Genomic DNA, 19,156 nt, shown 5'->3' on the forward strand with positions numbered 1-19,156 from the left:
GATAGCGGTGTGTCAGCCGAAAAAATCCAAGCTGATACACCGCTATCGCGAGCAGGCTCACTCCTACATTTGGATTTGGGTTGGTCTTGAGAAAGGGACCAACCCGATATTGCTCACGCCGCTTCCGGCGCAGGCGCCCGACGCACGTCCGGCTGTTTCCACGAATCGGCTGCGCTTTCTTCGATGGCTTGCTGGATGGCTTTCTTGCGGGCTTCTTCGGCACGGCGGCTGAAGAACCAGACCATGAAGGTCACGATCGACACCGCCAGCAGAATCAGACTCGCCACAGCGTTGATCTCAGGCTTCACGCCCAGACGCACCGCCGAGAACACTTCCATCGGCAACGTCGTCGAACCCGGGCCGGAAACGAAGCTGGCCAACACCAGGTCATCCAGCGACAGCGCGAACGACATCATGCCGCCCGCCGCCAGCGATGGCGCGATCATCGGGATGGTGATCAGGAAGAACACCTTCCACGGCCGGGCACCGAGGTCCATTGCCGCTTCTTCGATCGACAGGTCCAGCTCACGCAGACGCGCCGACACCACCACCGCCACATACGCCGCACAGAACGTGGTGTGAGCGATCCAGATGGTGACGATGCCACGCTCCTGCGGCCAGCCGATCATCTGCGCCATGGCCACGAACAGCAGCAACAGCGACAGACCGGTGATCACTTCCGGCATCACCAACGGCGCAGTCACCAGGCCGCCGAACAGCGTGCGGCCCTTGAAGCGGGTGATGCGGGTCAGCACGAACGCTGCCAGCGTGCCCAGCGCCACCGCGGCAACCGCGGTGTAGCAGGCGATTTCCAGCGAGCGCAGCACCGAGCCCATCAGTTGCGTGTTGTCGAGCAGGCCGACGTACCACTTGATCGACCAGCCGCCCCACACCGTCACCAGTTTCGAGGCGTTGAACGAGTAGATCACCAGGATCAGCATCGGCAGGTAGATGAACAACAGACCGATGACCAGCATCAGGCTGGAGAAACGGATGCGCTTCATTCTTTGCCCTCCATTTCTTTGGCCTGACTGCGGTTGAACAGAATGATCGGCACAATCAGGATCGCCAGCATCACCACCGCCAGCGCGGACGCCACCGGCCAGTCACGGTTGTTGAAGAACTCTTGCCAGAGCACTTTACCGATCATCAGGGTTTCCGGACCGCCGAGCAGTTCCGGGATCACGAACTCGCCCACCACCGGGATGAACACCAGCATGCAGCCGGCAATGATCCCGTTCTTGGACAGCGGAATAGTAATTTTCCAGAAGCTGTTGAAGGTGCTTGAACCGAGGTCGGAAGCGGCTTCCAGCAAGCTTTGATCGTGCTTCACCAGGTTGGCGTACAGCGGCAGGATCATGAACGGCAGGTACGAGTAGACGACGCCGATGTACACCGCGAGGTTGGTGTTGAGGATCTGCAGCGGCTCGTCGATGAAGCCCATGCTCATCAGGAAACCGTTGAGCAAACCGTTGTTGCTGAGGATGCCCATCCACGCGTAGACGCGGATCAGGATCGCCGTCCAGGTCGGCATCATGATCAGCAGCACCAGCACCGTTTGCATCTCTTTACGGGCGGTGGCGATGGCGTAGGCCATCGGGTAGCCGATCAGCAGACAGAGGATGGTGCTGATCAACGCCATCTTCAGCGAGCCGAGGTAAGCGGCGATGTACAACTCGTCGCCCGCCAGCATCGCGTAGTTGCCCAGATTCAGCAGCAGTTGCAGCTTCTGCTCGGCGTACGTGTAGATCTCGGTGTACGGCGGAATGGCCACGTCGGCTTCGGCGAAGCTGATCTTCAGGACGATGAAGAACGGCAGCATGAAGAACAGGAACAGCCAGATGAACGGGACCCCGATGACCAACTGCCGGCCATTGGGGATTATTCGGTTGATGCGGCGTTTGAACTTGCGCATGTTCATGAGCGAAGTACCACGCCGCTGTCGTCTTCCCACCACACGTAAACCTGATCACCCCAGGTCGGACGCGCGCCACGGCGCTCGGCGTTGGCGACAAACGACTGCACCAGTTTGCCGCTCGGCAATTCGACGTAGAACACCGAGTGACCGCCGAGGTAGGCGATGTCATGCACCTTGCCGCTCGACCAGTTGTACTCGCAGGTCGGTTGATCGGCGGTGACCAGCAGCTTCTCCGGGCGAATCGCGTAGGTGACCGATTTGTCCTGCACCGAGGTGCTGATGCCGTGGCCGACGTAGATCTGTCGGTCGAGGTCTTTGCAGGTGATGGTCGCGTGGCCTTCGGCATCGTCGATCACTTCGCCTTCGAAGATGTTGACGTTGCCGATGAATTCGCAGACCAGGCGGCTGGTCGGGGTTTCGTAGATGTCGATCGGGCTGCCGATCTGGGCGATCCAGCCCAGGTGCATGATCGCGATGCGCTCGGCCATGGTCATGGCCTCTTCCTGGTCGTGGGTCACCATCACGCAGGTCACACCGACGCGCTCGATGATCTCGACCAGTTCCAGCTGCATCTGCGAACGCAGCTTCTTGTCGAGCGCACCCATCGGTTCGTCGAGCAGCAACAGCTTCGGCCGCTTGGCCAGCGAACGCGCCAACGCGACACGCTGACGCTGACCGCCGGACAGTTGATGCGGCTTACGCTTGGCGTACTGGCTCATCTGCACGAGCTTGAGCATTTCGGCCACGCGGGCGTCGACTTCCGCCGCCGGAATCTTGTCCTGCTTGAGGCCGAAGGCGATGTTCTGCGCCACAGTCATGTGCGGAAACAAGGCGTACGACTGGAACATCATGTTGATCGGTCGCTCGTACGGCGGCATGTCGGTGATGTCGACGCCGTCGAGGAAAATGCGCCCCTCCGTGGGCCGTTCGAACCCTGCCAGCATCCGCAGCAGAGTGGATTTGCCCGAACCCGAACCGCCGAGCAGGGCGAAGATCTCGCCCTTTTTGATTTCCAGGGACACATCGTCCACGGCAATCGTCTCGTCGAACTTCTTCGTGACCCGGTCGATTTTGACCAACACCTGTTTCGGTGTCTGGTCGCCCTCGAGGGCTTTCTTATAGGCGCCGGAGGCAACTGCCATTTACGAAACTCCCAGAAAAAAACAGTGCAGTTCGCCCCGCAAGGCGAACCCAGGATAGTGGTTGCCTTACATCCCCGACTTGACCTTGGTCCAGCTGCGGGTCATCAGGCGCTGAATGTTCGGTGGCAACTCGGTCGATACGTAGGCCTTGTCGATAACGGCCTGCGGTGGATACACCGACTCATCGGTACGGATGGATTGTTCCATCAGCTTGTCCGAACCCGGGTTGGGGTTGGCATAACCGACGTAATCACTGACCTGGGCGATCACCTCAGGTTTCAGCAGATAATTGATGAAGGCGTGCGCCTGCTTCACGTTCGACGAATCCTTCGGAATCGCCAGCATATCGAACCACAGGGCGCCGCCCTCTTTCGGCACCGAGTAGGCGATGTTCACGCCCTTCTTGGCTTCGGCTGCGCGGTTCTTCGCCTGGAAAATATCGCCGGAGAAACCGATGGCCACGCAGATGTCGCCGTTGGCCAGATCACCGATGTATTTCGAGGAATGGAAGTAGGTCACGTAAGGACGCACCGCGAGCAACTTGTCGGTGGCTTTTTCGTAGTCTTTGGGATTGGTGCTGTTGGCGTTCAGGCCCAGATAGTTGAGCACGGTCGGCATCATTTCATCCGCCGAATCGAGGAACGCTACGCCGCAGCTTTGCAGCTTCTTGATGTTCTCGGGCTCAAACAGAACGCCCCACGAATCGATCTTGTCGACGCCCAGCACGGCTTTGACTTTATCGACGTTGTAGCCGATGCCGTTGGTGCCCCACAAGTACGGCACGGCGTACAGGTTGCCCGGATCGTTCTGCTCCAGACGCTTGAGCAGCGCCGGGTCGAGATTGGCATAGTTCGGCAGCTGCGAGCGGTCGAGCTTCTGGAACGCGCCGGCCTTGATCTGCTTGCCGAGGAAGTGGTTCGACGGCACGACCACGTCGTAACCGGTACGCCCGGCCAACAGCTTGCCTTCCAGGGTTTCGTTGGAATCGAACACGTCGTAGACCGGTTTGATCCCGGTGGCTTTCTGGAAGTCAGCCAGAGTGGTCTCGCCGATGTAATCGGACCAGTTATAAATATGCACCGTACCGGCGGCCTGGGCTCCGACAGCAATCGTCAGGCCGGCAGTGGCCAGCAGGGCTTTGCGCAAAGAAGAAAAAATAGGCAAGTGGAGGTCCTCTAAATTAGGTGGGCCCAAGTTGCCCCGCGCTGCATGACAGCCATGGCTGCCTGGCAACAAAACCGGCGCGCAACTTACCCTCGAAAAACCGTTCCTGCAAAACTTCCTGTCATTTAATTGATCCGCTGGCCGCCCTTACGGGGAATGACGGCCAGCGGTTGCAACTTCAAACCGGCTTATTTGCCCGATTTGATCTTGGTCCAGCTGCGGGTCATGATCCGCTGGGTCGCGGCCGGCAAGTCGGCAATCGCGTACAGCTTGGCCAGCACATCAGCCGGTGGGTAAACGCCCGGATCGCTGGTGATGTCTTTATCAACCAGTGGGGTTGCAGCAGCGTTACCGTTCGGGAAGCGCACAGCGTTGGTAATTTCCGCCATGATTTCCGGCTTCTGCAGGAAGGTCATGAACTTGTAGGCGCCTTCGACGTTTTCGGCATCTTTAGGGATAGCGACCATGTCGTAGAAGCTGCCGGCACCTTCTTTCGGAATGTTGTAGCTGACTTTCACCTTGTCACCGGCTTCAGCCGCGCGCGACTTGGCCTGGTAGATGTCGCCCGAGTAACCCACGGCCACACAGATGTTGCCGTTGGCCAGGTCGGAGATGTACTTGGACGAGTGGAAGTAGGCGATCGAAGGACGAACCTTCATGATCAGCGCTTCAGCCTTGTCGATGTCTTCTTTCTTCTGGCTGTCGGTTGGCAGGCCCAGGTAGTGCAGCGCCACCGGAATCATCTCGGTTGGCGAATCGAGCAGGCTGATGCCGCAGGATTTCAGCTTGGCCGCGTTTTCCGGCTTGAAGATCAGATCCCACGAATCGACCGGTGCGTCGGCGCCCAGTGCAGCCTTGACCTTCTCAGCGTTAAAGCCAATACCGATCGAGCCCCACATGTACGGGAAAGCGTGCTCGTTGCCCGGGTCGCTGACCGACACGGCTTTGAGCAAATCGGTGTTGAGGTTCTTCCAGTTAGGCAGCTTGGACTTGTCCAGCTTCTGGTAGACACCGGCCTTGATCTGCTTGGCGAGGAAGTTGTTCGACGGGACGACGATGTCGTAGCCAGACTTGCCTGCAAGCAGCTTGGCTTCGAGGGTTTCGTTGCTGTCGAACACGTCGTAGACGACTTTGATGCCCGACTCGTCTTCAAACTTCTTGATGGTGTCCGGGGCGATATAGTCGGACCAGTTGTAGACGTGCAACACCTTGTCGTCCGCCTGAGCCGCAGCCGCCATGATTCCCATCAGGGACATGGCGAGCAGAGTCTTGCCAGCGAGCTTTTTGCCTAATGCCTTCATGCGTTAATGCTCCAAATTTTTCTTTTTTGAACCACTTTGTTCAGCGGCCGAACCCGGACAACTGGAACCGCGGCTAGTCTGGCAAGATCCGAGGCGGTCTTTCAAGAAAAGACCAGCCTTTCTGACAGCTTTGAGCGAGAGCGCCACGGCTCCCCCGCTCAAAGCCTAGCACTTAGCCCTGCAACACACTGAGGGTCAGGTCCAGGCATTTACGTGCCTTTGTAACCAGTTCATCGATCTCCGCTTTGCTGATCACCAGCGGCGGCGCGATGATCATGGTGTCGCCCACAGCGCGCATGATCAGGCCGTTGTCGAAGCAGAACTGGCGGCAGATCATGCCGACACCCTTGCCTTCGTAACGCTTGCGAGTGGCCTTGTCCTGCACCAGTTCGATCGCGCCCAACAGACCGACTCCGCGAACTTCACCCACCAACGGGTGATCGTTCAGTTCCCGCAGACGTTTCTGCAAATACGGTGCCGTTTCGTTGTGCGCGTTCTCGATAATTTTTTCATCGCGCAGAATGCGGATGTTTTCCAGACCCACCGCTGCTGCCACCGGGTGACCGGAGTAGGTGAAGCCGTGGTTGAAATCGCCGCCTTCGTTGAGCACCGCCACAACGGTGTCACGCACGATCAGGCCACCCATCGGGATGTAGCCGGAGGTCAGGCCTTTGGCGATGGTCATCATGTCGGGCTTGAGGTCGTAGAAATCGCTACCGAACCACTCACCGGTACGGCCAAAACCGCAGATCACCTCGTCCGCGACAAACAGGATGTCGTACTTGGCGAGGATTTCCTTGATGCGCGGCCAGTAGCTGTCGGGCGGAATGATCACGCCGCCGGCGCCCTGGATCGGCTCGGCAATAAAGGCACCGACGTTGTCGACGCCGACTTCGAGAATCTTCTCTTCCAGCTGATTGGCCGCCCAGATTCCGAATTCTTCCGGGGACATATCGCCGCCTTCAGCGAACCAGTACGGCTGCGCGATGTGGACGATGCCCGGGATCGGCAAGTCGCCTTGTTCGTGCATATACGTCATGCCGCCGAGGCTCGCGCCGGCCACGGTCGAACCGTGATAACCGTTCTTGCGGCTGATGATGACTTTCTTGTTTGGCTGGCCCTTGATCGCCCAGTAGTGGCGAACCATGCGCAGCATGGTGTCGTTGCCTTCGGAGCCGGAACCGGTGAAGAACACGTGGTTCATGCCTTGCGGCGCGACGTCGGCAATCGATTTGGCCAGTTCCAGCGCCGGCGGGTGTGCGGTCTGGAAGAACAGGTTGTAGTACGGCAGTTCGCGCATCTGTTTGGCGGCCGCATCGGCCAGCTCATCGCGACCATAACCGATGGCCACGCACCACAGACCGGCCATGCCGTCGAGGATCTTGTTGCCTTCGCTGTCCCACAGGTAAACGCCCTTGGCGTTGGTGATGATCCGCGGGCCCTTCTCTTTCAGCTGTTTGAAGTCGCTGAACGGGGCCAGGTGGTGATCATTGCTGAGTGCTTGCCACTCGCGGGTTTGCGGGTTGTTGCTGGTCATGCCAATTCTCCTTGTTATCGGTGAAGGCGCGGCTTTTCAGGGCCGCGCCTGGCGTATCAGACGGCGAAGAGCAGGTACTCACGCTCCCAGGAACTGATCACGCGCTTGAAGTTTTCATGCTCGGCCCGTTTTACCGCGACGTAGCCAGTGATGAAGGTTTTGCCCAGGTACTTCTCGATGGTCGCGCTGTTTTCCATCCGCTCCAGCGCATCTTCGATGGTCAGTGGCAGGCGCAGGTTGCGGCGCTCATAACCACGGCCTACGACCGGCGCGCTCGGGTTCAGCCCCTCGACCATGCCGATGTAACCGCAGAGCAGGCTCGCGGCAATCGCCAGATACGGGTTGGCGTCAGCGCCTGGCAGGCGGTTTTCTACGCGGCGGTTCTGCGGGCCGGCATCCGGTACGCGCAGGCCAACGGTGCGGTTTTCTTCGCCCCACTCGACGTTCACCGGTGCCGAAGTGTCCGGCAGGAAGCGGCGGAACGAGTTGACGTTCGGCGCGAACAGCGGCAACAACTCAGGAATCAGTTTCTGCAAACCACCGATGTGGTGCAGGAACAACTGGCTCATGGTCCCGTCTTCGTTGGAGAAAACGTTCTTGCCGGTTTCGATGTCGATGATGCTCTGGTGCAAGTGCATCGCACTGCCCGGCTCGCCGGTCATCGGCTTGGCCATAAAGGTCGCGGCGACATCGTGCTTGAGCGCGGCTTCGCGCATGGTGCGTTTGAACACCAGAATCTGGTCGGCCAGCGACAGCGCATCGCCGTGACGGAAGTTGATTTCCATCTGCGCCGTGCCGTCTTCGTGGATCAGCGTGTCGAGATCCAGCTCTTGCAGTTCGCACCAGTCGTAGACGTCTTCGAACAGCGGATCGAATTCGTTTGCTGCTTCAATGGAGAACGACTGACGACCGATTTCCGGACGACCCGAGCGACCGATCGGCGGCTGCAACGGGTAGTCAGGGTCGTCGCTGCGCTTGGTCAGGTAGAACTCCATTTCCGGCGCCACGATCGGCTGCCAGCCTTTGTCGGCATAGAGCTTGAGGACTTTCTTGAGTACGTTGCGCGGCGACAGCTCGATCGGGTTGCCTTGCTTGTCGTAGGTATCGTGGATCACTTGTGCAGTCGGCTCGATGGCCCACGGCACCATGTACACGGCGTTCTGATCGGGGCGGCAGATCATGTCGATGTCGGCCGGGTCGAGCAGTTCGTAATAGATGTCGTCTTCGACGTAGTCGCCGGTCACGGTCTGCAACAGCACGCTCTCGGGCAGACGCATGCCTTTTTCGGCGATGAACTTGTTGGTCGGCGAAATCTTGCCCCGGGTGATCCCGGTCAAGTCGGCGATCATGCATTCGACTTCTGTGATCTTGTGGTCTTTCAACCAATCGGTGAGCTGGTCGAGGTTGGTACTCATAAATGCCTCTGGGCTGAGTCTCCTGACATGATGTCAGGCAAAGTTTGACGCTTGCGCGTCGCGTTAAAGGGGGCTTGCTTGTGCGCAGTGCGGGCTTACGCCGGGCACCGCGCATAGACAATGAAAGAGGAGCTTACCTGCCCTTTACGCTGGCGTTGCATTTCCTGTGCACAGTTAAAGCGTGCAGAATCGTGAGCACGGCTTGAAAGACGGCACAGGCTTTGGGAGTGAAAGCGATCTATATTGGAAGGGGACGCCATAAACAGGATGCTTTGCTGTACGTCCAGAATATCGGACGCTGCCGTTTTGCCTGCTGCTGACGAGAACTTCGTCGACAGGCTTCGCGCCATGCAGGCTGCGCTACGGACGGATTTGTCGCCACTGATGTGATAAGCATGCAGACCGGACTGTTGCGAGCAGTCGGTGATGCCGATTAACGGCAGGCGAGACATGAAGCACCCCGGTATTATTGCTGTTATGGGTTTGATCGGAGCTTAGCCTTGTTCATTTTTTTACACAACACCCCCGTAAAAAATACAACACGGCCTGCTCAAGCCTGCGGGTGGCAAGCGTCCCAGAGACCAAAAAACGCCCCAAAGTGCCCCATAAATGCCCTTGCAGCGCTTTTTTAGGGCAAAAAAGCCCTCGCTTGACTTCGGCATGCCGTTCGGGTTGACTGAAACCAGAAAAGATCAATGATTGATATTTTTAACAACAAAGGTGTTGCATCATGTCGGTACCCCCGCGTGCCGTTCAGCTTAACGAAGCGAACGCGTTCCTTAAGGAACATCCTGAGGTTCTGTACGTTGACCTTCTGATTGCGGATATGAATGGTGTGGTGCGCGGCAAGCGCATTGAACGCACCAGCCTCCACAAGGTTTACGAGAAAGGCATCAACCTGCCGGCCTCCCTATTTGCTCTGGATATCAATGGTTCGACGGTGGAAAGCACCGGCCTGGGCCTGGACATCGGCGACGCCGATCGTATCTGCTATCCAATCCCCGATACCCTGTGCAACGAGCCATGGCAGAAGCGCCCAACCGCGCAACTGTTGATGACCATGCACGAACTCGAAGGCGACCCATTCTTCGCCGATCCGCGTGAAGTCCTTCGTCAAGTTGTTGCAAAGTTTGACGAGATGGGCCTGACCATCTGCGCAGCTTTCGAACTCGAGTTCTACCTGATCGACCAGGAAAACGTGAACGGCCGTCCGCAGCCGCCACGCTCGCCGATCTCCGGTAAACGCCCGCACTCGACTCAGGTTTACCTGATCGACGACCTCGACGAATACGTCGACTGCCTCCAGGACATTCTGGAAGGCGCGAAAGAGCAAGGCATTCCGGCCGACGCCATCGTCAAGGAAAGTGCCCCGGCGCAGTTCGAAGTGAACCTGCACCACGTCGCCGACCCGATCAAGGCGTGCGACTACGCGGTACTGCTCAAGCGTCTGATCAAGAACATTGCTTACGACCATGAAATGGACACCACCTTCATGGCCAAGCCGTACCCGGGCCAGGCAGGTAATGGTCTGCACGTACACATTTCGATTCTGGATAAAGAAGGCAAAAACATTTTTGCCAGCGAGGATCCCGAGCAGAACGCCGCGCTGCGTCACGCAATCGGCGGTGTGCTCGAGACCCTACCGGCGCAGATGGCTTTCCTCTGCCCGAACGTCAACTCGTACCGTCGTTTCGGCGCGCAGTTCTACGTGCCGAACTCGCCGTGCTGGGGGCTGGATAACCGCACCGTAGCGATTCGCGTACCGACCGGTTCCTCCGACGCCGTGCGTATCGAACACCGCGTGGCCGGTGCCGACGCCAACCCGTACCTGCTGATGGCTTCGGTTCTGGCCGGCGTGCACCACGGTCTGACCAACAAGATCGAGCCGGGCGCGCCTGTCGAAGGCAACAGCTACGAGCAGAACGAGCAAAGCCTGCCGAACAACTTGCGCGATGCCCTGCGCGAGCTGGACGACAGCGAGGTGATGGCCAAGTACATCGATCCGAAATACATCGATATCTTCGTCGCCTGCAAGGAAAGCGAGCTGGAGGAGTTTGAACACTCCATCTCCGACCTTGAGTACAACTGGTATCTGCATACCGTGTAAGCGGATTGTGATCCAAATAAAACGCCGTCGGCTCTCGCAGCCGACGGCGTTTTTTTATGGCTAAACACTCATCTCTATGTTTGGGATGCATGGCCGCCTGCGGCGGATCGCTGGCAAGCCAGCTCCCACAAGGTTCTGTTGTGTAATCAAAATTTGTGTTCAACACAGATACCTGTGGGAGCTGCGGTGTGACGTTTCGACTTGCCAGGGATGGCGGCCGACAAGACAACGCACAAGCCGGCTCGTACAATGCCCGCTGCCCCGCAGGAGACTTTCATGACGCGTCCCGCCCCCGTTCGCAAACCGCGTGCCCGCAGTCAGGCGCGCATCGACTCGATACTCGACGCCGCGCGTACGCTGCTGGCCGCCGAGGGCGTGGCCAGTCTGTCGATCTACAGCGTTGCCGAGCGTGCGCAGATCCCGCCCTCCTCCGTGTACCACTTCTTCGCCAGCGTGCCGGCATTGCTCGAAGCGCTGACGGCGGATGTGCACGCGGCATTTCGCGCCTGCCTGCAAGCGCCGATCGATCACGAGGCCCTGCGCGACTGGCGCGATCTGTCGCGACTGGTCGAACAGCGGATGCTGGAGATTTACGACGAAGACGCCGCCGCGCGTCAGTTGATCCTCGCCCAGCATGGTTTGACCGAAGTCACCCAGGCTGACCGCCAGCACGACATTGAGCTCGGCGACCTGATGCATAAGCTGTTCGATCATCATTTCGAGTTGCCGAGGCTGCCGGAGGATGTCGATGTGTTTGCTTTGGCGATGGAGTTGGGCGACCGGGTGTATGCGCGTTCGGTGCAGCAGCATGGGCAGATCACCCCGCGAATGGCCGAGGAAGGGATGCGGGTGTTTGATGCTTACATTGGGCTGTATCTACCACCATATCTACCCAAGAGATCATTGGTGATCTGACTGGCCTCATCGCTGGCAAGCCAGCTCCCACAAGGGTTTTGTGATCGACAAATAACCCTGTGGGAGCTGGCTTGCCAGCGATGGCCGCGCCGCCGATTTCAATCCAGGCACAAAAAACCCCGAAGGGCTCACGCCCTCCGAGGTTGTTTTTTACTCACCGGCTTACAACTTGGCGATCGACACCTCGGTGGATTTCACAAAGGCGATTACTTCGCTGCCGACCACCAGTTCCAGCTCTTTGACCGAACGGGTGGTGATCACCGAAGTGACGATGCCCGAAGCGGTTTGCACGTCGATTTCCGACAGCACGTCGCCGAGGACGATTTCCTTGATGGAGCCTTTGAACTGGTTACGGACGTTGATGGCTTTGATAGTCATGGCAATGATTCCTGTCGTTTGCTTGAGTTATTGAGCCCAACGCAGTTGCGTAGGCAGTGGTGAAACAGGTTCCGGCGCCGGCGGTTCGCCGGGCAGGGAGAGAACACGGTTGAGCACTTCGGTTTCCAGCGCCGCCAAGCGATGCGAACCGCGAACCCGTGGGCGCGGCAGTTCGACATGCAGATCAAGACCGACTTCGCCGTCCTCGATCAGAATCACCCGGTCGGCAATCGCCACCGCCTCGCTGACGTCGTGGGTCACCAGCAACACGGTGAAGCCGTGTTGCTGCCAGAGACGTTCGATCAGTTGCTGCATTTCAATTCGCGTCAGTGCGTCCAGTGCGCCGAGTGGTTCGTCGAGCAACAGCAGGCGCGGTTGATGGATCAGCGCCCGCGCCAGTGCGACACGTTGCTTCTGTCCGCCCGACAATGCCGCCGGCCATTCATTGGCACGATCCGCCAGACCTACCGCGTCCAGCGCTTCGAGAGCCTGCGGGCGCCAGTTGCCTTTCAGCCCGAGGCCGACGTTGTCGATGATCTTTTTCCACGGCAGCAGGCGTGCTTCCTGGAACATCAATCGGGTGTCTTCCCGCGCATCGCTGAGTGGCGCAGAACCGGCCAGCAAGTCGCCGCCAGTCGGTTGATCGAGGCCGGCGAGCAAGCGCAAAAAGGTACTTTTGCCGCAACCACTGCGCCCGACCACGGCGACAAACTGCCCCGCCGGAATATGCAGATCGATGTCACGCAGCACCTGCCGCGCGCCGAAGGTTTTCTGCAGGTTGCGCACCGCCAGCGGAATCCCGCGCAGAAGGCGTGGAGGTTGTTGCGCGGTCATGCCGCACCTCCTTTGGCAACCTGATAGGCCGGATGCCAGCGCAACCACACACGCTCAAGTCCACGCGCCGCGAGGTCGGCGAGTTTGCCCAGCACCGCGTAAAGCAGGATCGCCAGCACCACCACGTCGGTCTGCAAGAACTCACGGGCGTTCATCGCCAGATAGCCTATGCCGGAGCTGGCAGAAATCGTTTCGGCGACGATCAGGGTCAGCCACATAAAGCCCAGGGCAAAGCGCACACCGACCAGAATCGAAGGCAGCGCACCTGGCAGAATCACCTGCCAGAACAGGCTGAACCCGCTCAAGCCATAACTGCGCGCCATTTCCACCAGCGCCGGGTCGACGTTGCGAATGCCGTGATAGGTGTTGAGGTAGATCGGGAACAATGTGCCCAGCGCCACCAGAAAAATCTTCGCCGACTCGTCAATGCCGAACCAGAGGATCACCAGCGGAATCAGCGCCAGATGCGGCACGTTGCGGATCATCTGCACCGAGCTGTCGAGCAGGCGCTCGCCCCACTTCGACAGACCGGTGATGAAACCCAACACCAGACCGATGCTGCCACCGATGGTGAAACCCAGTGCCGCGCGCCAGCCGCTGATCGCCAGATGCGTCCAGATTTCGCCGCTGCGCACCAGGCTTACACCGGCTTCGATCACCGCCACCGGTGCCGGCAGAATCCGTGTCGACAACCAACCCGCCGACACCGACAGCTGCCACACCGCCAGCAGCAACACCGGCAACGCCCAGGGCGCGAGGCTGTGGATGATTTTCTTCATGGCGCGCCTCAGCTCTGCGAAGCGGCTTTGGGAAGAATGTCATTGGCGACCATCTCGCCGAACGGGCTGACATAACCGGCGCTTTTCGGCAGTTCCGGACGCTCGATGTCGAGGTGCGGAAACAGCAGTTCAGCGACGCGATACGACTCTTCAAGGTGTGGATAACCAGAGAAGATGAACGTGTCGATGCCCAGATCCGCGTATTCCTTGACCCGTGCAGCCACGGTCGGACCATCGCCGACCAGCGCCGTGCCGGCACCGCCGCGCACCAGACCGACGCCGGCCCAGAGGTTCGGGCTGACTTCGAGGTTGTCGCGACTGCCGCCGTGCAGCGCGGCCATGCGTTGCTGACCAACCGAATCGAAACGCGCCAGCGAAGCCTGAGCGCGAGCGATGGTGTCGTCGTCCAGATGCGAGATCAGCCGATCCGCCGCTTGCCACGCTTCGGCATTGGTTTCACGAACGATCACGTGCAGACGAATACCGAAGCGCACCGTGCGGCCAAGCTTGGCGGCTTTGGCGCGAACTTGGGCAATCTTCTCGGCGACCGCTGCTGGCGGCTCGCCCCAGGTCAGGACCATTTCCACTTGTTCGGCAGCCAAGTCCTGCGCCGCTTCCGACGAGCCACCGAAGTACAGCGGCGGACGCGGTTGCTGGATCGGCGGATAGAGCAATTTCGCGCCCTTCACGCTGATGTGCTGGCCGTCGTAATCGACGGTTTCGCCTTCTAGCACACGGCGCCAGATGCGGGTGAATTCCACCGAGGCCTGATAGCGCTCTTCGTGGCTGAGGAACAGACCGTCGCCGGCCAATTCTTCCGGATCACCGCCAGTGACCAGATTGAACAGCGCACGACCGCCGGACAGACGATCCAACGTAGCTGCCTGCCGCGCCGCGACCGTCGGGGAAATGATCCCGGGGCGCAGAGCAACGAGGAACTTCAGGCGCTGGGTCACCGGGATCAGCGACGCCGCTACCAGCCACGAGTCTTCGCAGGAACGGCCAGTCGGAATCAGCACACCGCCGAAACCCAGTCGATCCGCCGCTTGCGCGACCTGTTGCAGATAACCGTGGTCAACGGCGCGAGCGCCTTCGGCGGTGCCAAGGTAATGGCCATCGCCGTGGGTAGGCAGGAACCAGAAGATATTGAGGCTCATGGAGTGGTCTCCTTAGGAATTCGAGTTACTGGGCTTTAGCCACAGCGGCCGGTGGTGTCCAGATCACATCCTTGATGCTCAGCGGCTTGGGAATCAGCTTGAGCTGGAAGAACGTGTCAGCGATTTTCTGCTGCGCGGCGACCACTTCCGGGGTCAGGAACAGCGCGCCGTAGCCTTGGCGTTTCACCGAGGTCAGGGTGATGTCCGCCGGCAGGCCGAGCAGTGGCGCGACTTGTTGGGTCACGTCTTCAGGATTGGCTTTCGACCACTCGCCGACCGCGCGCACTTCTTCCACGAGCGTCTTGATCACCTGAGGATTTTTCTCAGCGTAAGGCTTGGTCGCGAGGTAGAACTGGTGGTTGTCGACGATGCCTTTGCCGTCGCGCAGGATGTGCGCTTGCAGTTGCTTTTCGGCGGCGGCCTGGTACGGATCCCAGATGACCCAAGCGTCAACGCTGCCACGTTCGAACGCGGCGCGAGCATCGGCGGGCGGCAGGAATACGGTTTGAATGTCGCTGTATTTCAGGCCGGCGTCTTCCAGTGCGCGCACCAGCAAGTAGTGGACGTTGGAGCCTTTGTTCAGGGCGATCTTCTTGCCCTTGAGATCAGCCACCGATTTGATCGGCGAGTCTTTCGGCACAAGGATCGCTTCGCTGTTCGGCGCAGGCGGTTCATAGGCGACGTAAAGCAGATCGGCGCCAGCAGCCTGGGCGAATACCGGCGGGGTTTCGCCAGTGACACCGAAGTCGATCGAGCCGACGTTCAGGCCTTCGAGCAGTTGCGGGCCGCCGGGGAATTCAGTCCATTGCACATCGACGCCTTGGGCGGCCAGACGTTTTTCCAAAGTGCCTTTGGCTTTGAGCAGCACCAGCGTGCCGTACTTCTGATAACCGATCCGCAATGTCTCGGCTTGAGCTTGAGTGATGGCGCCGAAGGTGACAGCCGCAGCAAACAGAGCGACCAGACCACGACGCAAGAATACAGTGCGCATAGCGCTCTCCTTTTTGCTGTTGGGTTTTGGCTGCACCTGCTTGGCCGTTAGCGGCTGAGTAAGGTGAGTTACATCAAGTTCGGGTGAGGCTTAAATGCTCCAGCGAGCACTCAATAAACGTTCGTTCAACAGGCCCGGTTCCAGCGGCTTCGGCCGGCGCGCCATGGCGCCGACAAACTGATCCAGCGCTTCGTGCAGACGCTGCTCCAGCGCCGGTGCCAGTTGCGCTGCAGCACTGCCTTCGCCGTAAGCGATCTGGCTGTCCTCGGCGAAAATCCCTTGGAGCATTTCCTGGGCTTTCAGTGCTGACAGCACGGGCTTGAGCGCGTAATCGACCACCAGCATGTGGGCGATGCTGCCACCAGTGGCCATCGGCAAGACAATCTTGTGGTTCAGGGCGCGTTCGGGCAACAGATCCAGCAGGGTCTTCAACGCACCGGAAAACGAGGCCTTGTACACCGGGGTGGCGATCAGCAGGCCGTCGGCGTTTTCAATCTGTTGCAGCAGGTCGAGCACCTTCGGGCTGTCGAAGCGGGCATGGAGCAGATCTTCGGCCGGGAAGTCCCGAATCTGATAACTCACCACTTCCACGCCTTGCTGCTGCAACCAACGTTGCGAGCGCTCCAGCAGCACCCCGGAACGGGAGCGCAGGCTGGGACTGCCACCGAGTGAGACGACCAGCATTCCGATAATTCCTTAAGCATTACAGGCGATTCGCGGGCTGCGATCTCGCTTCGATGGGAGTGACCTTACCAGCTGATTTATATATCCATAAATCATATTTATTCATTTGGTTATGCGTTTTGGAGATATGCGGTTTACTCTGTTTCAGGCGAAAAAAAAGGCCGTCGAAACGGCCTGAAATCCCCTGCTTAGTAGCTACCACTGATTGTTCCCACGCTCTGCGTGGGAATGAATCCATGGACGCTCCGCGTCCACTGTGACGCAGAGCGTCACGGGCGGCATTCCCACGCGAAGCGTGGGAACGATATGCCCGGTGAAATCACTTGTTCGGCTGCGGCGTCAGGCGCAGGTAAGGTTTCACCGCGCGATAGCCCTTCGGAAAGCGCTGCTTGATCTCTTCCTCATCCTTGAGCGAAGGCACGATCACCACCTCTTCACCGTCCTGCCAGTTGGCCGGGGTGGCCACCTTGTAGTTGTCGGTAAGCTGCAGCGAATCGATCACCCGCAGAATCTCGTGGAAGTTGCGCCCGGTGCTCGCCGGGTAAGTGATGGTCAGGCGAATCTTCTTGTTCGGATCAATCACGAACAGCGAGCGCACGGTCAGCGTGTCATTGGCGTTCGGGTGGATCAGATCGTACAGATCCGAAACCTTGCGATCGGCATCCGCCAGGATCGGGAAGTTGACGATGGTGTTCTGGGTTTCGTTGATGTCTTCGATCCATTTGTGGTGCGAATCCACTGGGTCGACCGACAACGCGATGGCTTTGACGCCGCGCTGGGCGAATTCATCTTTGAGCTTGGCGGTGAAGCCCAGCTCGGTGGTGCACACCGGGGTGAAGTCTGCCGGGTGGGAAAACAGCACGCCCCAGCTATCGCCCAGCCACTCGTGAAAACGAATCTTGCCGGCGCTGGAATCCTGTTCGAAGTCGGGGGCGATGTCGCCGAGTCTGAGGCTCATGGTGCTGCTCCTGAGGAGTTGTTCGAGACCTCAACTGTAGCTCGGGATTTGCCATCATGAAAAAGAATAAATAAAGAGATATCTAGATCATTAGTGAATATTAAACATCTGTTCACTGGACGCTGAACGGCATCCCGACGAACATCGTCCGCAAGGTTCGAGAAGGCCTTGAGTTGCTGTAAAGAGGGGAATTTCGGGGAGGGCTTACGGGGGTGAGCCTGACTCGAAAACGCAAAAGCCCCGTCCGGCGCGATGCCGGACGGGGCTTTTTTTACATCAACGAATCGAGACGCGCTATTACAGCAGCGGGATCGAGTAGCTGACGATCAGGCGGTTTTCGTCCTGCGAACGGGTGCTCGGCAGGTCGGTGCGCCACACAGCGTTTTTCCACATCAGGCCGACGTTCTTGAACGGACCTTCCGGTACAACGTAACCGATGGTGAAGTCGCGCTCCCACTCGGAACTGTTCGAACCGTTCTCACGACCGTTGGTACCAACGGTATCGATCGAATCGCCTTTGAGGTAAACGACACCGGCGGTCAGGCCAGGTACGCCAACTTTAGCGAAGTCGTACGAGTAGCGAGCCTGCCAGGTTTTTTCGCCGGCACGACCGAACTTCTGGATCTGCATGTCGGTGATGGTGTAGTTCGACGAACCGTCGCCCTGGTTCAGCCAAGGGAAGTCGCTGCTGCCATTGGAAACCTGGTAACCGCCACCGAAGGTGTGGCCTTCAACGGTGTACAGGAACAGGCCGCTGTACAGGTTGTTGTCGACTTCACCGCGACCGTTACGCACGCCGGTGTAGTTACCGGTGCTGTAGTAGGCTGGATCGGTGCCGTTCTTGCCGTCATCGGAGCTGTTGAAGTAACGGAAATCGGACTTCAATACGCCCGGGCCGATTGCCCAGTTGTGAACCAGACCCAGGAAGTGCTGCTTGTAGAAGTCTTCCAGGTTGCCGTAGTAGTACTGGGCAGTCAGGTCTTTGGTGATCTTGTAGTCACCACCGGCGTAGATGAACTTGTTGCTGTCACGGAAACCGGTACCACGGGTGTTTGCACCGCTGATGGACAGGTTTTCGTTGTTGCTGGAGTTACGACCTTTCACAGCTTCGATCTGACCGCCGACCAGAGTCAGGTCCTTGATTTCGCCGGAAGTGATCTGGCCACCCTGCCAGGTTTGTGGCAGCAGGCGACCGTCGTTGGTGACGATGACCGGGTTCTTCGGCTGCAGAGTACCCAGCTTCAGTTCAGTCTGAGAGATCTTGGCTTTGGCAGTCAGACCCAGGCTGGAGAAGTTGTCCACGGCTTTACCGTTGGATTCGCTCGGGAACACAGTGCCGCCGTAAGCAGTACCGCTGTTGCCGTTGGTGCCGCCGCCCGAATCCAGACGCACGCCCAGCAGGCCGATGGCGTCGATACCGAAGCCGACGGTGCCTTGGGTGTAGCCGGAGATGAAACGCAGGTCGAAGCCTTGGCCCCACTCTTCGTTCTTGTTCGGGCCAGTGCCGTCGCGGTTGTCAGTGTTGATGTAGAAGTTACGCAGCCCCAGAGTTGCCTTGCTGTCTTCGATGAAACCGGCGGCGCCTGCCTGCTGCGCCAAAACCCCTACGGCCACAGCCAGGGCCAAGGTGGACTTGTTCATGTAAAGCTCCTCTCGTTTCTAATTTTTGTGTTCCTGGCCCCGGGTCTATTGCCCTGGGTCCTAAGATGCGCGATTAGCGCCAGACCGTGACTGACAAGTCAATCGTAACCTTGTGTGTCTACGACCAAGGTCTAATCGCAGTGATTGGGTCCCTGCACAGTACTGATTTCCTGTTAACCCCAAAAAGAATTATTTCATTCTTTTTAATACCATTCGGGCATATGGCCCAGTAATG

General features: G+C 58.8%; 18 protein-coding genes. 2 read left to right on the forward strand and 16 right to left on the reverse strand.

What is annotated here, in order from left to right:
* Nucleotides 1-113: 113 nt before the first annotated feature.
* The 8 genes from EJA71_RS26925 to EJA71_RS26960 form a co-directional block, all read right to left on the reverse strand.
* Nucleotides 114-1,004 carry an ABC transporter permease subunit gene (locus EJA71_RS26925; RefSeq protein WP_034151963.1) on the reverse strand — a complete coding sequence of 297 codons (891 nt, stop codon included), beginning with the start codon at nt 1,002-1,004 and terminating at the stop codon, nt 114-116.
* Entirely contained in the window at nt 1,001-1,882 is an 882-nt protein-coding gene (locus EJA71_RS26930; protein WP_177430974.1) for an ABC transporter permease subunit, read from the reverse strand. Before EJA71_RS26930 ends, EJA71_RS26925 begins: the two co-directional genes overlap by 4 nt.
* A 35-nt stretch (nt 1,883-1,917) precedes the next feature.
* Nucleotides 1,918-3,060, reverse strand: coding sequence for an ABC transporter ATP-binding protein (locus tag EJA71_RS26935; RefSeq protein ID WP_007913856.1), 1,143 nt, complete (start codon nt 3,058-3,060; stop codon nt 1,918-1,920).
* A gap of 66 nt (nt 3,061-3,126) precedes the next feature.
* Entirely contained in the window at nt 3,127-4,224 is a 1,098-nt protein-coding gene (locus EJA71_RS26940; protein WP_158961068.1) for a polyamine ABC transporter substrate-binding protein, read from the reverse strand.
* A 188-nt stretch (nt 4,225-4,412) separates the two neighbouring features.
* Complete coding sequence (locus EJA71_RS26945; RefSeq protein ID WP_122594616.1) at nt 4,413-5,525, reverse strand: polyamine ABC transporter substrate-binding protein; 1,113 nt, start codon at nt 5,523-5,525, stop codon at nt 4,413-4,415.
* A 172-nt stretch (nt 5,526-5,697) separates the two neighbouring features.
* Nucleotides 5,698-7,062: an aspartate aminotransferase family protein gene (locus tag EJA71_RS26950; protein ID WP_158961070.1), complete on the reverse strand. Its 1,365-nt coding sequence runs from the start codon at nt 7,060-7,062 to the stop codon at nt 5,698-5,700.
* Nucleotides 7,063-7,118: 56 nt separating this feature from the next.
* The gene (locus tag EJA71_RS26955; RefSeq protein WP_126367462.1) at nt 7,119-8,477 is read right to left on the reverse strand and encodes a glutamine synthetase family protein; all 1,359 of its coding nucleotides are present in this window, start codon (nt 8,475-8,477) and stop codon (nt 7,119-7,121) included.
* 95 nt (nt 8,478-8,572) lie between these two features.
* Nucleotides 8,573-8,929: a glutamine amidotransferase gene (locus tag EJA71_RS26960; protein ID WP_158961072.1), complete on the reverse strand. Its 357-nt coding sequence runs from the start codon at nt 8,927-8,929 to the stop codon at nt 8,573-8,575.
* A gap of 278 nt (nt 8,930-9,207) precedes the next feature.
* Between EJA71_RS26960 and EJA71_RS26965 the strand changes: the two genes are divergently transcribed.
* Nucleotides 9,208-10,584, forward strand: a complete 1,377-nt coding sequence (locus EJA71_RS26965; RefSeq protein ID WP_095633178.1) for a glutamine synthetase family protein — start codon at nt 9,208-9,210, stop codon at nt 10,582-10,584.
* 276 nt (nt 10,585-10,860) lie between these two features.
* Entirely contained in the window at nt 10,861-11,499 is a 639-nt protein-coding gene (locus EJA71_RS26970) for a TetR/AcrR family transcriptional regulator (RefSeq protein ID WP_102901388.1), read from the forward strand.
* Between the two features lie 162 nt (nt 11,500-11,661).
* Here EJA71_RS26970 and EJA71_RS26975 read toward each other — a convergent pair whose 3' ends face one another.
* The 8 genes from EJA71_RS26975 to EJA71_RS27010 all read right to left on the reverse strand — a co-directional run bounded on the left by EJA71_RS26975 (nt 11,662) and on the right by EJA71_RS27010 (nt 18,921).
* A complete protein-coding gene (locus EJA71_RS26975; RefSeq protein WP_003229256.1) occupies nt 11,662-11,877 on the reverse strand; it encodes a molybdopterin-binding protein in 216 nt (71 codons plus the stop codon).
* Between the two features lie 27 nt (nt 11,878-11,904).
* Nucleotides 11,905-12,711 (reverse strand): aliphatic sulfonates ABC transporter ATP-binding protein, encoded by an 807-nt coding sequence (gene ssuB / locus EJA71_RS26980; RefSeq protein ID WP_158961074.1) that lies wholly within the window; start codon nt 12,709-12,711, stop codon nt 11,905-11,907.
* Nucleotides 12,708-13,490, reverse strand: a complete 783-nt coding sequence (gene ssuC, locus EJA71_RS26985; protein WP_003229260.1) for an aliphatic sulfonate ABC transporter permease SsuC — start codon at nt 13,488-13,490, stop codon at nt 12,708-12,710. Before ssuC ends, ssuB begins: the two co-directional genes overlap by 4 nt.
* An 8-nt stretch (nt 13,491-13,498) precedes the next feature.
* Entirely contained in the window at nt 13,499-14,647 is a 1,149-nt protein-coding gene (gene ssuD, locus EJA71_RS26990; RefSeq protein WP_018928626.1) for an FMNH2-dependent alkanesulfonate monooxygenase, read from the reverse strand.
* Nucleotides 14,648-14,672: 25 nt separating this feature from the next.
* Nucleotides 14,673-15,638, reverse strand: a complete 966-nt coding sequence (locus tag EJA71_RS26995; protein WP_158961076.1) for a sulfonate ABC transporter substrate-binding protein — start codon at nt 15,636-15,638, stop codon at nt 14,673-14,675.
* Between the two features lie 90 nt (nt 15,639-15,728).
* Nucleotides 15,729-16,322 (reverse strand): NADPH-dependent FMN reductase, encoded by a 594-nt coding sequence (ssuE, locus tag EJA71_RS27000; RefSeq protein WP_008085340.1) that lies wholly within the window; start codon nt 16,320-16,322, stop codon nt 15,729-15,731.
* Between the two features lie 319 nt (nt 16,323-16,641).
* Complete coding sequence (locus tag EJA71_RS27005) at nt 16,642-17,280, reverse strand: peroxiredoxin (protein WP_122594610.1); 639 nt, start codon at nt 17,278-17,280, stop codon at nt 16,642-16,644.
* Between the two features lie 297 nt (nt 17,281-17,577).
* Nucleotides 17,578-18,921: an OprD family porin gene (locus EJA71_RS27010; protein WP_064389468.1), complete on the reverse strand. Its 1,344-nt coding sequence runs from the start codon at nt 18,919-18,921 to the stop codon at nt 17,578-17,580.
* Nucleotides 18,922-19,156: the final 235 nt, after the last annotated feature.

The organism is Pseudomonas sp. PB106 (genome assembly GCF_009764645.1).
Taxonomy (GTDB): domain Bacteria; phylum Pseudomonadota; class Gammaproteobacteria; order Pseudomonadales; family Pseudomonadaceae; genus Aquipseudomonas.